This is a genomic window from Chryseobacterium sp. P1-3 (assembly GCF_000738495.1).
GTDB lineage: Bacteria > Bacteroidota > Bacteroidia > Flavobacteriales > Weeksellaceae > Chryseobacterium > Chryseobacterium gallinarum.
Map to the genome: position 1 here is coordinate 42,454 of NZ_JPEQ01000002.1, position 13,011 is coordinate 55,464.

Genomic DNA, 13,011 nt, shown 5'->3' on the forward strand with positions numbered 1-13,011 from the left:
TAAAAAGAGAAGCATATGCTTCTCTTTTTATTTTTTTTGGTATTTTTGTTACATGATGTTCAATTGGTTATCCCTCGTTACGGGATTGTTTTATATCGTTTTAGGAATTGTAGTTATTGTCTATAAATTCTTTTTTACCATCCTCGAGCCTGCTGTTGCCTACGCATTAGGAGCTGTATTGGTTATTTATGGAGTATTCAGAATCTATAGGGCAATTTCAAGAATCAAAAAATCGAGAAATGAAAAATAGTTTTAAGATTGCAGTCGTTTTTTATACTGAGTATCATACTCACAGGCTGCAAAAAGGAAGAGAAATCTCCCTCTTATAATAAAGGTGATCTTACAATTTTTACTGACGAATCTTTTCAAAGCGTTACAGAAGCATTAGCTGACGGTTATATGATCAACTATCCGGAAACCCGTATAAAAGTGGCTACCAGGAAAGAAGATCTGGGATTTCTTGATTTACTGAACGGAAAGGCAAAGGTGGTTGTAATGTCTAGAAACCTTACCCCTGAGGAAATCAAAACCTATAATGAAAGAACTGACCTGAAGTTTCTTCCGGCAAAATTTGCAGCTGATGCTGTAGTATTTGTAGTACCTAAGGATTCTCCTAAAGAAAGTATTTCTATAGATGAAATCAATGCGGGGCTTATATCAGATAAAAAAGAATTTATTTTTGACGGAACCAATTCCAGTAATCTGAATTTTGTCGCTGAAAAGCTGAAAAAGCAACCAAAAGACCTGAAATTTTCCATTATTCCCGGTAATCAGAAGATCATAGAAGAATTGGGAAAATATCCGGATAAAATAGGAGTTATCGGGCTTAATACATTTAGCAGGCCCTACGATAAAACTTCAGAAAAACTGAGGGAAATGGTTAAAGTCCTTCCGGTAGTAGATAAAGGGATATCATATACAGCAGATTTTGAGGGACTTCGTACAATGAAATACCCCTTCACAAGAGTTCTTTATTTCCTTATTAATGAAGGTAATTTTAATATTGCCAACGGGTTTATCAGATTCTCATGTACCCATTTAGGGCAAAAAATTGTTCAAAAAGAAGGGCTGCAACCTTATAACCTGTATAAGAGAGAGGTGCAAATGCGTTAAAAAATATTAAACTCAAATTTACCCCACACGAAAATAGTGTTTTGGTCTGAAAATTGTGGAGGATATAACTCAATTATTAGAAAATATAAAATGAAAGATATAATGAATATGAATGTAAAGAAGATTGCTTTTGGAGCAGCCGTAGTATTTTTTTCCGCTTTTACCTCTGCACAAACTTTGCAGGATGGTATTAACAGTATAGACAGCGATAAGTTTGCTCAGGCGAAAACCAATTTTGCAGACATGATTGCTAAAGAACCTACTGCTGATAACTACTTCTACTTAGGAAATACTTTCTTAAGACAAGGAGAGCCGGACTACGCTAAAGCTACTGAAAACTTTAATAAGGGCTTAGCTGCTGACGGTAAAAGCTATCTTAACAAAATTGGTTTAGCTGCTGTGAAATTAGGTAAAGGCGACAAGAGTGCTATCGCTGAAATTCAGAAAGTAGTAACAGATTCCAGAGAAAAAGATGCTGAAGTATTGTTCAGAGCTGCTGAAGCCTTAACTTTATTTGAGAAAAACAGTTCTCCTGATCTTGCCATTCAATTTTTAACTAAAGCTATTGAAAAAGCTGAGAAAAAAGGAGTTCCTGCCCACTATTATTATACTTTAGGAGATGCTTACAGACTGAAGAGAATGCCGGGAGAGGCTATGTCTGCTTATGACAAAGCATTACCTTCAGCTAAGAACAAAGCTTCCGTTTATACAAGAATGGCAACTTTGTGGATGGCTGCACAACAATGGCAACAAGCCAAGCAAAATATTGATAAGGCAATTGGGGTAGATCCTACCTATGCACCTGCTTACAAAGCTTTGGCTTCTTATGATATCAGATATCAGCAGAATGCAAAAGCGACTCAGGATCTTATCAACTATACGAAATATGCTGACGAAGATCCGTATACTCAATTAGAAATTGCAAAATTATACTTTACTAATGAAGATTATGTAAACTCGAAGGCGGTACTGGATAAGATTTTTGATAAAATTGAAGATCCTATCAAGTTTAAATTGAGAGCATATCAGGCTTATGCAGATAAAAATTATGCAGAAGCAAAACAGAATATGGACACTTTTGTTGCACAGGCTGAAAAAACAAGAGTACAGCCTGCTGACCAAGGTTTACAAGGGCTTATCGCAGCAGGACTGGCAAAAACAGAAACAGATGCTGCCAAGAAAACAGCTTTGACAAATGAAGCACAGCAAAAAGTAGCTATTGCAAAAGCTGCGAAAGATGAAACAATGAAATGGGATTTAGAGCTTGCTAATATCGCAGGGGGTGGAGGTGTTTCTCAGTCAGATGCTGATAAAGGACCTACTAACCCTACTATTGAAGCGCTTAAAAAACAGGTTGAGGCTAACAGCCAGGATTCTGACGCATTGTTTAAACTGGCAACAGCTTACCAGGATGCAAAAAACTGGAATGGAGCAATTCTTACATGGCAAAAAATGTCTGCTCTTCTTCCTGATTGGGCACCTGCTTATTATAGCCAGGGGTATTCTTACCAGCAGGCAGGAAATAATGATGCTGCTAAAATTGCATATGAGAAATTCATCAGTACTGTAAAACCTGCAGATCAGGAAGCTAACAAGCAAACTCTTGCTTATGCTTACTTTGCTGTAGCTTATATGAGTAAGGATTCTGACTTAGCTAAAGCTAAAGAATACGTTGCGAAATCATTACAGCTTGACCCTACTTATGAAGATGCTATAAAACTAAATGCAGCGATCAATAAATAATTTAAAATGTAAATTATAAATATTAAAACTTCCCATTCTTAATGTTTGGGAAGTTTTTATTTTAAAGTTATCTTTGGTACTATGAAAACAGATATATTAGCTTTTGGAGCACACCCTGATGATGTAGAGCTGGGATGTGGAGGAACCATTGCCAAATTGGTTTCAGAAGGTAAAAAATGTGTGGTGGTAGATCTTACAAGGGGAGAGCTGGGAACTAGAGGAACTGATGAAACAAGAAAAGCTGAGGCAGCAGATGCAGCCAAAATCCTGGGACTTTCTGCGAGGGAGAACCTGGGAATGAAGGATGGCTTTTTGGTGAATTCTGAAGAATATCAGATGAGGATCGTAAAAATGATTCGCAAATACCGGCCTGAAATCGTCTTAGCCAATGCAATTGATGATAGACATCCGGATCATGCAAAAGGCGCAAAATTAGTATCGGATGCGTGCTTTTTATCCGGGCTGAGAAAAATTGAAACAGTAGATGAGGGAGAAAACCAGGAAGCCTGGAGGCCAAAACATGTTTTTCATTATATCCAATGGAAAGATATCAAACCAGAATTTGTGATAGACATTTCAGAATATCTGGATAAAAAACTGGCAGCCTGTATGGCCTATAAAACCCAATTTTATGATCCAAACTCAAAGGAACCTGAAACTCCTATTACCACAAAAGATTTTTATGAGAGCTTAACTTACCGCGCCCAGGATTTGGGGCGATTATCGGGAGTAACTTATGCTGAGGGCTTTACATCTGAAAAGTTAATTTCTTTGAAAAATTTTGACGGAATTGTTTGGTAGTTGAGGAAATTGTCCTATATTTGCACTCAGAAAACGGTGATTGTAGCTCAGTTGGTTAGAGCGTCGGATTGTGGTTCCGAAGGTCGTGGGTTCGAGACCCATCATTCACCCAAGAGAGTACACTTTTTGAAAGTGTACTTTTTTATTTTGTTCTTATTTTAGATAAAAGTAGATCCGGCTTTTATTGTTTTCATTACAATATTTTTTCAATATCCGTTCATACTCTTCCCTTCGGAAACGAAAAACGGGGATCAGGAGCAAAAGTAATTAGATGAAATCCCATGCAATATTTTGTACCTGACGTTGCATAAAAAAAGCACCTTTTTCAGATGCTTGTGTTTTTAGATATTCTTTTTTTTAAACTTCGTCGTCAGAATCAATGGTAAAAGATCTGCTCTTGAAGTCTTTGTCATGTTTTTCTGAAATTACATCCTCACCCTTTTCATTAATGATGAAATCTGTGGACTCATTAAACATCTCCTGGAAACTTTTAAAATCCTCCTTGTAAAGGTAAATTTTATGCTTCTCGAATGTGGCTTCCCCATTCTCTCCGAAATTCTTCTTACTTTCGGTAATTGTAAGATAATAATCTCCTGCTTTCGTCTCGCGCACATCAAAGAAATAAGTTCTTCTTCCTGCTTTTAACACCTTCGTGAAAATCTCATTTTCATGGCGTTCCTTGTATTCACTCATTGTTAGATATTTTTTAATCTTGTTAAGAACAAATATAAAAGAATTCTTTTAATCACAAAATTTTTTTTATGATTTATTTAACAATTGGAAACGAAACGGCTAAGCGGTTACAGAATTGGCAATTTCTGTGAGGTTGATAATTTTGTGTGCTTTTTGAGCGCTAGACTCTCTGTGTGTGATAATTATGGATGTAGCATTGCTGATTTTCCGGTCAATATTTTCCAGGATATTTTGTTCTGTTTCCGTATCGAGAGCAGACAAAGAATCATCAAAAATAATGATATTGGGGTCTTTAATCAGGGCTCTGGCAATACAAATTCTTTGCTTTTGTCCTCCCGAAAGCATTACTCCGCGTTCACCCACCAGTGTTTTATATTGCTCTTTGAATTCAATAATGTTTTTATGGACATCTGCAATTTGAGCATATTCTACCACTTTTTCGTGGGAAGGCTTATCAATGGCAAAACCTATATTATTTTCAATAGAATCAGAAAACAGGTAGCTTTCCTGTGGGATATATCCAATAAAATTCCTGTAGTTATCCAGATTGTGCTCTTTCAGGTTTTTACCGTCAATCAATATCTCTCCTTCGGTAGGATCTATTAATCTGCATAAAAGCAGAGCAATTGTGGATTTTCCGCTTCCGGTCTTTCCCATAATAGCTAATGATTCTCCTGCCTTAACTGAAAAGCTTAAATTATCCAGTGCCCTGATCCCCGTATTAGGATAGACATAAGAAACATTTCTGAACTCAATATCTCCTTTGATAGGATAAGTCTCGAAATTGGTATTCACGATTTCAGACTTTTTATCCATGAATTCATTAATCCTTTGCATTGATGCCTCTGCCCGTTGATTCACAGAGGTTACCCAGCCTACCATTGAGAATGGGAAAATCAAGGTATTGATATACATAAAGAAATCTGCAATCTTACCGATACTCAACTCCCCGGCAATATATTTTTCACCTCCAATCCAAATGATGGCAACATTTAACAACCCGATTACAAATAAAATAATGGTAAAAAAATAGGCTTCTGTTTTAGCAAGATCTAAAGCCTTATCCTGATAATCCGTAACCTTAATACCATAATTTTTTTCAATATACTTTTCTCTCGCGAAGAATTTTACCACACGGATTCCTGAAAAGCTGTCCTGAACAAAAGTGGATATTGCAGATTGGCTTTTCTGCATAATTTTCGACTTTTTATTGATGATAGAGCTTACCTTATAAATTGCGTAAGATAAAATCGGAAGCGGAAGCAAAGTCCATAGCGTCATGGAAGCATCCGTCTTTACCATATAAATAGCTGTAATCAGAACGAGAACAATAAGGTTGGCTACATACATAACACCCGGTCCCAGATACATTCTTACGGCAACGACATCTTCGCTTAACCTGTTCATCAGGTCTCCGATGGTAGTCTGCTTATAATCCGTTAATGATAAATCCTGATAATGCCTGTAGATTTTATTTTTAAGTTCGTATTCAATTCTTCTGGAGGCTACAATAATCGTCTGCCTCATCATAAAAGTGAAGAATCCGGTTAAAAGCGAACAACCCACAATAATTCCGACATAGGTGAGAACCTGCTGATTAAAACCAAGGTTTTCATTTTTTGTAAGTTCATCTACTGATTTTCCTACAAACTGAACTTTATAAATATTGAAAAAATTACTGGCAATGATGAATAATACCCCCCAAAACAATAGTATTTTGTGCTTCCAAAAATAAGGGTTTAAGGTTTTTAGCGCTTTCATATAGTTTTACAAAATTACAAAAATGTCGTCATACTACGAATTTCATCAATTTTAAATTTTGTATCTTTGCACGCATAAAAAAAGCTCTTTGAATGTTAGGAAGACGACAAATCCGTGAAAAAGTAGTACAAACAGTGTATTCATATTATCAGAATCCTGTAAAATTTTGATGTTTTAGAGAAAAACATGTTCACTGGAATAGAGAAAATCTATTATCTCTATATCTATGAGCTCAATTTTTTAGTAGCCTTAAAAGAATTGGCAGAACATCAAATTGAAATTGGTAAAAACAAATATCTTAAAACTGATGCTGATATTAATCCTAACCAGAAATTTATCAACAATCAGGTACTCATTAAGCTGGAAGAAAATCCGGAAAGATTATTCTTTACAGGTCAGCATAAGCAACTGAAATGGGATATGCACGATGATTTGTTGGTAAAAACCTTCCAGAGAATTACTGCCGGAAAACGTTATCAGGATTTTATGAAAGAAGACACCTATTCTTTTGAAGAAGATCAGAAATTCATCGGGAAATTATTTTTGAGATATATTGCCGAAAATGAAGATTTTCATGATTATTTAGGGGATAAGGAACTTTCATGGTATGATGATATTCATATTGCGAATTCAATGGTACAAAAAACAATCGGATTCCTGAGAGAAGATGAAGAAAGCAGAACTTTAATTAAGATGATTAAAGATGAGGATGATAAGACCTTTGCTGCAAAGCTGTTGAGAGATACCCTGAACAATTGGGAAAACAATGAGAAAAAATTGGAAGAAAGATTGGAAAACTGGGATCTGGAGAGAGTTTCTTTAATGGATAAAGTGATTTTGTCAACAGCGATTACTGAACTTGATAATTTTGCTTTCACTCCTTCAAGAGTAATTATTAATGAATATATTGAAATTGCTAAAGTATTTGCCACGGACCGTTCAAATATCTTCATTAATGGTATTTTAGATAAATATTGTAAAGATCAAAATAGAATATAAAATGAAAAAGACGTTATCAATTATCGCCTTGTCAATCATAGGCTTTGGTTTAGTTTCATGTAAAAAAGAGAACAAGGAAACTCAAAGCTCTGAAGCAGTAGCTACTGATTCTACTGCTGCTGCCACTCCGGTAACCACAGATTCTACTGCAGCTCCTGTAGCAGGAACTACACCAGAAACTCCGGCTTCTAATCAGCCATCCACTACTGTTGCTTTATCTGAAAGCAACTTCGATTTTGGTAAAATCAAAAAAGGAGATAAGGTAGAGCATATCTATGAAGTTACCAATACAGGAAAAAATCCATTGATTATTTCTGAGGTAAAACCGGGATGCGGATGTACAGCTCCTGACTTTACAAAAGAGCCTATCATGCCAGGTAAAAAAGGAAAGATTACTTTGCATTTTGATTCTTCAAGCTTCGATGGAAACGTTCAGAAATATGCAGATGTTTATGCAAACGTAGAGAAATCTCCAATCAAATTAACGTTCACTGCGAACATTCAACCATAATTTTAAAAATATGTTGACATTATTTTTACAGGCACAGCCACAAGGTTCTTCATCAATGATGCTGATCATGATGGGTGTGATGTTTGTAGGGTTTTATTTCCTTATGATAAGACCCCAGATGAAAAAGCAGAAGCAGGAGAAAAATTTTCAGGAAAACCTGAAAGTAGGAACAAGAGTTGTGCTTACATCCGGACTTCACGGGAGAATTGCCCAGATACAGGATGATGGTTTTGTGATTGAAACGTTATCCGGAAAATTGAAATTCGAAAAAGCAGCTGTTTCCAGGGAAATGACAGAAAGCCGTTTCGGAGATAAAGCAAAAAATGTTGAAAAGCCAACTGATAAAAAAGAAACAGAAACTGAAGAAAAGAAATAATTCAGTTTGAAAAACAGATAGCTTCGGCGGGTGAACAAAGTTCACCCGCCGAAGTTTTTTTATAGAAATAAAAAACCATATATCTGTTTTTGTGTTTATTGTAAGACATTCATGGATTAACGTGTAATAAAAATTATCTTTGTCCCATGAATCAAAACACAAACAAAACTGTTCTTATTCTGGGAGCTAATTCAGATGTAGCAAAACAATGTATCAGGCAGTACATTCAAAAAGGATTTTCGGTGATAGCTGCTTCAAGAAATACAAAATCTCTGAAAGATTTTGTGGCAGCCAGTCATTTAGATCCGTCAAAGATCACCGTTTTGTATTTTGATGCAGCAGATTTTGATTCTCATCAGTCATTTTATAACCAGCTTCCTGCAAAACCTCACATCGTGGTATATGCTGCCGGTTTTCTCGTAGATAACCAGGAGGCGTTAACTGATTTTAAAGGGGCAAAGCAAATGATGGAGGTTAATTACATGGGAGGAGTCTCTATTCTGAATATTATTGCAATGGATCAGAGTAATAAAAACCTGGAGCGGATTATCGGGCTTTCCTCATTGTCCGGGGTCAGAGGAAGGAAAAGCAATTTTGTTTATGGAAGCACAAAAGCTGCATTTACCCAATATCTGGCTGGATTAAGGCAAGAGCTTGCTTTCAGAAGAATAACCGTCAATGCATTGGTTATCGGCTATATCAGAACAAAGATTAACGAAGGATTACAGCTCAATGAATCCCTGATCATGGAACCGGATTATGTAGCCAAATTTATTGTCAATGCCGGAAATTCTTTTACCATTGTTCCTAATTTTAAATGGAAAATTATTTATTTTATCCTGAAAATACTTCCGGAAAGTTTAGTGGCAAAGCTTCCTTAAATCGGGTATGACATTTTATTGTTACAACATAATATGAGTGTTAAATTTTCCAAAAAACGAACTTCGGTATTTTTTTTGTTACTGTAGAAGCGATTATTTCTTTTCAGTAAGATTCGGTTTTTTATGATCATGAGTAAAACAGGGCAACCTGTTCCGTAATCAATCTATTTACAATTAATAACTATACACTTTAACAGAAAAGTTAAGGTTGATGTATTGTAATGACTATCCATAAGTAGCTCAATTTTATATTAAACGCCTACTGTAAAAGAATGAATAATCAATATTTCGTACAAAAACAGTAAAATTAATAATAAAGATGGATGATTTAGAATTGAGCAAGATTCAGCAACATTGGGACACGTTATTATCTTCAGCTATTTCCTGGGCACCGAGGATTATTACGGCAGTAATTTCTGCCTTATTGATTTATGTGATCGGATCATGGCTGATCAGGATGATCAAGAAGCTTGCTGAAAAAGGCTTTAAAAAACGTAATATGGAAGCTTCATTACAGCTTTTCCTTTTGAATATTATCAATTGGGGGCTTAATATTTTGCTTTTTATCGTAGTTGTTACTCAATTAGGTGTACAGACTTCTGCATTTGTAGCAATGATTGGTGCTGCGGGATTGGCAGTAGGCTTGGCACTTCAGGGATCCCTGACCAATTTTGCAGGAGGAATCCTTATCTTATTATTAAAACCATTTAAAATAGGAGACTTTATTTCTACCAATTCCGGAGTATCAGGGACTGTACAATCCATTGATATTTTTCATACAAGATTGGTGACTCCTCAAAACCACTTGATCGTTATTCCCAACGGTGTTGTTTCCAATAACAGCATTACGAATTTTACGCAGCTGGGAACCCGGAGGACTTCTCTGGATATCGGAGTTGCCTATGATGCTGATCTTAAGCAGACCAAGGAAATTCTGATGAATGTTATAAAAAATAATCAATATGCATTAGCAATACCTGCTCCACAGGTAGTGGTAACTGAGCTTGGAGACAGTGCCGTAAATTTATCAGTAAGAGTAAGTACCACTTCTGAAAATTTCTGGTCCATGAACGAAGAACTTATCATAGATTGTAAAGAAGCTCTTGATAAAGCCGGAATTGGTATTCCCTTTCCCCAAAGAGATGTTCATATTTATAATAAGTAATTATACAATATGTAATAATGATCATAAGAAATCCTGCATTATCTGATGCAGGATTTTTATAAGAATGACATATTCCTTTTCCTGGGGTTAGATACCAAGAGAAAATCGGGATTTTAACCCTTTAACTTCAAGAGTTTATCATTGGAACAGCTTAATAACAGACAAATAATGAGGATAAGCTTTTTGAATTATTCTATATTCTGTAATAATTCCAGTGCCTTCATCATATCAATTCCTTTGCCCAGTACCGGTTTAAAAAGATCACCTTTATCTTTGATCCTGTCCAGTGCATTATGAATATTAAAATCTGTGGGCTTTACCCCTGGCTTAAGCTCATCCCAGTCCAGAGGCATTGATACGGATGCCCCTTGCTTTGGTCGCAAACTGTAAGCGCTGGCCAGGGTTTGTCCGGTTCTGTTCTGAAGATAATCAAGATAAATTTTCTTCTGATCTCTTTTTTGCAGACTTCTTTCCAAGGTGGTGATTTTAGGAAGTTTTTCGTTGACCTGTTTCATCAGAATATGTGCAAAATCTTTTACCTGGTCAAAATCATATTTTCCTCCCATCGGAATATAAATATGGATTCCGGTGCTTCCTGAAGTTTTGCAATAGCCTTTTATTGTAATGGAATTTAAAACTTCATTGACCTGAAGAGCCGTTTCGATCACATCATCAAAAGTATTCTTTTTGGAAGGGTCAAGATCCAGCACCAGATAATCGGGATGCTCCAGATCGGGTAATGAACTGTTCCAGGGATTAAGATCAATACAGCCCAAGTTGTTCAGATAAGCCAATGTTGCTTTGTCATTACAGTAAATATAATCAATATACTTATCATTGGATTCCGAATACACCTGTGTTGTCTGGATCCAGTCGGGAATATGTTCTCCGGCATCTTTCTGATAAAAGCTTTGTTCTTCAATACCATTGGGAAAACGGTTGAGAGAAAGAGGTCTGTTTTTCAGATAAGGTAAAATATAGGAGGCTACAGATTGATAATATTCTATGACGTCCCCTTTAGTAATGCCATCTTCCGGAAAATAGATTTTATCCTGATTGGTCAGTTTCACAATATGTTTATTCAGGGTGATTTCTTTTTCTTTTTCTGAGACTTTCGTTTTTTTTTGAAGGTGCTTTAGCTTTCATTTCGTTTGGTTTTTCGTTGATGGGTGAATCTGTAATTTCCTCAGGAGATTTGTCTTCACGGACGGCTACAAAAACGGGATGTCTGAAGATACCGTCTTTGGTAATTTCGGAATATTTGATTTCACATACCAGTTCCGGTTTTGTCCAGGTTACCGGCATATTGGTTTTAGGAATTATTTCAAACGGAGACGTTTTTTGATGACCAGCTTCCGGAGTCTTTCGTAAAGCTGTTTTAAAGAAGTATTATTAAAACCCGTTCCCGTATGGCCGCAATACGTCAGTTTTCCATCAATGTATTTTCCGAGGATAAGAGCTCCGAAACTTTCTCGCGAGCCTCTGGGAGCTGTAAAGCCGCAGATAATAACGTCTTCTGTGCTGGAAAATTTGATTTTAAGCCAGTCGCTTGTCCTGTGATTTTCGATATATAGGCTGTCAGCCCGTTTGGCGATCATTCCTTCAAGTTTCATTTTTTTCATCTGTTCAAAAAAATCAATTCCCTTTTCCGGAATATGATCACAATATTTAATAGTATCGGTTTCAACAAGAGCTTCTTTTAAAAGTTCCTTCCGCTGAATAAGGGGAAGGTTTTCCGTAGAATGTCCGTTCAGCCATAGCAGGTCGAAAACCTGGTAAACGAGGGCGGGGTTGGGATTATCCTGTATTTGTTGTAAAAGCTGGAAGTTAGGTTTCCCCTGATCATCATACAAGACCACTTCTCCATCCAGGATCATCTGGTGTTTCTGATGGATAAAATCCCGGCTTACCATGTCGAACTTCGATAAGAATGAAATTCCATTCCGGGAATAGAAGAGAGGCTGATCATGCCTCAGGTCAGCAATGGCCCTGTAGCCATCCCATTTTATTTCAAAGATCCAGTCTTTATCATCGAATGCTTTCTCAGTAAGTTTAGCAAGCATAGGTCTGATAAATCCTTTTAATTTCTTTTCATTCGTTAAAGTATTGAAGCTTTTGAAAGGCTTTTCAGAAACTACGACTTCTTTTTTTTCGCTTTTTTTTCAGGCTTTTTTTTTTCCTCTAAAAAATTGAGTCACCTTTGATTTCGGAGAGGTGTTTTCTTCAGCATCATACGGGCTTTCTGCATATTTATCCTTATGTTTTATCAGAAGCCAGGCGTTCTCTTCAGAGTTTTTCATTTTAACCAAAGCAAATTCTCCTTTCAGCTTTTTACCATGTAAAATAAATTTTAGGGAGCCTTCATGTAATTCTTTCAGCAACTCTTTTTCATCAGAGCTATTGCCATTTACTTCAATGGGCTCATAGGTTCCGCTGTCCCAGACTTCTACCTGTCCGGCTCCGTAGTTGCCTTCAGGTATATTCCCTTCAAAATCTTTATAATCATACGGATGATCTTCTACCATCATGGCCAATCTTTTATCTTTGGGATCCAACGACGGGCCTTTAGGCACGGCCCAGCTTTTTAATACTCCTTCCATTTCCAATCGGAAATCATAATGAAGTCTTGTCGCGGCGTGCCTCTGGATTACAAAAATCAGCTTATTCTTACTTTTTTTTGTTTTCCCTTTAGGTTCGCTTGTTTCATCGAACTTCCGTTTTTTATGATAATCTTTAAGAGCCATTACGATGCGGATTTAGATTTGGAATGATTGAGACTTGCTTTTAATTGAGCCATAAGATCTATTACCTTACCTTCTTTTGCTGTTTCAGTCTTTCTGGCTTTAACATTTTTGCCTTTTGCTTTCTGTTTGATGATCTTAAGCAGTTCGTCAGAATAAGTATCCTTGTACATAGTAGGATCAAACTCCTGGGAAAGCTGTTCTATAAGACTCACGGCCATTTTCAA

At 36.4% G+C, this 13,011-nt stretch carries 15 protein-coding genes, 1 tRNA gene and 1 pseudogene; 10 read left to right on the forward strand and 7 right to left on the reverse strand.

Annotation, left to right across the window (positions count from 1 at the left end; translation table 11 throughout):
- The first annotated feature begins 52 nt into the window (after positions 1 to 52).
- The 5 genes from HX13_RS00815 (at position 53) to HX13_RS00835 (ending at position 3,768) form a co-directional block, all read left to right on the forward strand.
- On the forward strand, positions 53 to 250 hold the full coding sequence (locus HX13_RS00815) for a DUF308 domain-containing protein (RefSeq protein ID WP_174441948.1): 198 nt from the start codon (positions 53 to 55) through the stop codon (positions 248 to 250).
- An 8-nt stretch (positions 251 to 258) separates the two neighbouring features.
- Positions 259 to 1,113, forward strand: a complete 855-nt coding sequence (locus HX13_RS00820) for a PstS family phosphate ABC transporter substrate-binding protein (RefSeq protein ID WP_050019565.1) — start codon at positions 259 to 261, stop codon at positions 1,111 to 1,113.
- A 90-nt stretch (positions 1,114 to 1,203) separates the two neighbouring features.
- On the forward strand, positions 1,204 to 2,856 hold the full coding sequence (locus HX13_RS00825) for a tetratricopeptide repeat protein (RefSeq protein WP_050019566.1): 1,653 nt from the start codon (positions 1,204 to 1,206) through the stop codon (positions 2,854 to 2,856).
- A gap of 81 nt (positions 2,857 to 2,937) precedes the next feature.
- A complete protein-coding gene (bshB1, locus tag HX13_RS00830) occupies positions 2,938 to 3,657 on the forward strand; it encodes a bacillithiol biosynthesis deacetylase BshB1 (protein ID WP_050019567.1) in 720 nt (239 codons plus the stop codon).
- Between the two features lie 35 nt (positions 3,658 to 3,692).
- Positions 3,693 to 3,768 (forward strand) — tRNA-His (locus HX13_RS00835).
- 246 nt (positions 3,769 to 4,014) lie between these two features.
- Here the strand turns inward: HX13_RS00835 and HX13_RS00840 are convergent.
- Together HX13_RS00840 and HX13_RS00845 are read right to left on the reverse strand one after the other, a co-directional pair.
- Complete coding sequence (locus HX13_RS00840) at positions 4,015 to 4,350, reverse strand: DUF3276 family protein (RefSeq protein WP_027375472.1); 336 nt, start codon at positions 4,348 to 4,350, stop codon at positions 4,015 to 4,017.
- Positions 4,351 to 4,449: 99 nt separating this feature from the next.
- Complete coding sequence (locus HX13_RS00845) at positions 4,450 to 6,111, reverse strand: ABC transporter ATP-binding protein (protein ID WP_050019568.1); 1,662 nt, start codon at positions 6,109 to 6,111, stop codon at positions 4,450 to 4,452.
- Positions 6,112 to 6,203: 92 nt separating this feature from the next.
- On the opposite strand from HX13_RS00845, the pseudogene HX13_RS00850 reads away from it, so the two are divergent.
- The 5 genes and pseudogenes from HX13_RS00850 to HX13_RS00870 all read left to right on the forward strand — a co-directional run bounded on the left by HX13_RS00850 (position 6,204) and on the right by HX13_RS00870 (position 10,043).
- Positions 6,204 to 7,110, forward strand: a pseudogene (locus tag HX13_RS00850) (transcription antitermination protein NusB).
- A gap of 1 nt (position 7,111) precedes the next feature.
- A complete protein-coding gene (locus tag HX13_RS00855) occupies positions 7,112 to 7,621 on the forward strand; it encodes a DUF1573 domain-containing protein (RefSeq protein WP_050019569.1) in 510 nt (169 codons plus the stop codon).
- Positions 7,622 to 7,631: 10 nt separating this feature from the next.
- Entirely contained in the window at positions 7,632 to 7,997 is a 366-nt protein-coding gene (gene yajC, locus HX13_RS00860) for a preprotein translocase subunit YajC (protein WP_050019570.1), read from the forward strand.
- 146 nt (positions 7,998 to 8,143) lie between these two features.
- On the forward strand, positions 8,144 to 8,878 hold the full coding sequence (locus HX13_RS00865) for an SDR family NAD(P)-dependent oxidoreductase (RefSeq protein WP_050019571.1): 735 nt from the start codon (positions 8,144 to 8,146) through the stop codon (positions 8,876 to 8,878).
- 319 nt (positions 8,879 to 9,197) lie between these two features.
- Complete coding sequence (locus HX13_RS00870) at positions 9,198 to 10,043, forward strand: mechanosensitive ion channel family protein (protein ID WP_050019572.1); 846 nt, start codon at positions 9,198 to 9,200, stop codon at positions 10,041 to 10,043.
- Between the two features lie 188 nt (positions 10,044 to 10,231).
- Here HX13_RS00870 and ligD read toward each other — a convergent pair whose 3' ends face one another.
- The 5 genes from ligD to HX13_RS25840 form a co-directional block, all read right to left on the reverse strand.
- Positions 10,232 to 11,113, reverse strand: coding sequence for a non-homologous end-joining DNA ligase (gene ligD, locus HX13_RS23070; protein WP_238554931.1), 882 nt, complete (start codon positions 11,111 to 11,113; stop codon positions 10,232 to 10,234).
- A 7-nt stretch (positions 11,114 to 11,120) separates the two neighbouring features.
- Positions 11,121 to 11,348, reverse strand: a complete 228-nt coding sequence (locus tag HX13_RS23075; protein WP_410493095.1) for a hypothetical protein — start codon at positions 11,346 to 11,348, stop codon at positions 11,121 to 11,123.
- Between the two features lie 14 nt (positions 11,349 to 11,362).
- A complete protein-coding gene (locus HX13_RS23080) occupies positions 11,363 to 12,106 on the reverse strand; it encodes a hypothetical protein (RefSeq protein ID WP_238554932.1) in 744 nt (247 codons plus the stop codon).
- Between the two features lie 99 nt (positions 12,107 to 12,205).
- Positions 12,206 to 12,787 carry a DNA polymerase ligase N-terminal domain-containing protein gene (locus HX13_RS00880; RefSeq protein WP_050019573.1) on the reverse strand — a complete coding sequence of 194 codons (582 nt, stop codon included), beginning with the start codon at positions 12,785 to 12,787 and terminating at the stop codon, positions 12,206 to 12,208.
- Positions 12,787 to 13,011 carry a hypothetical protein gene (locus HX13_RS25840; RefSeq protein WP_316931203.1) on the reverse strand — a complete coding sequence of 75 codons (225 nt, stop codon included), beginning with the start codon at positions 13,009 to 13,011 and terminating at the stop codon, positions 12,787 to 12,789. Before HX13_RS25840 ends, HX13_RS00880 begins: the two co-directional genes overlap by 1 nt.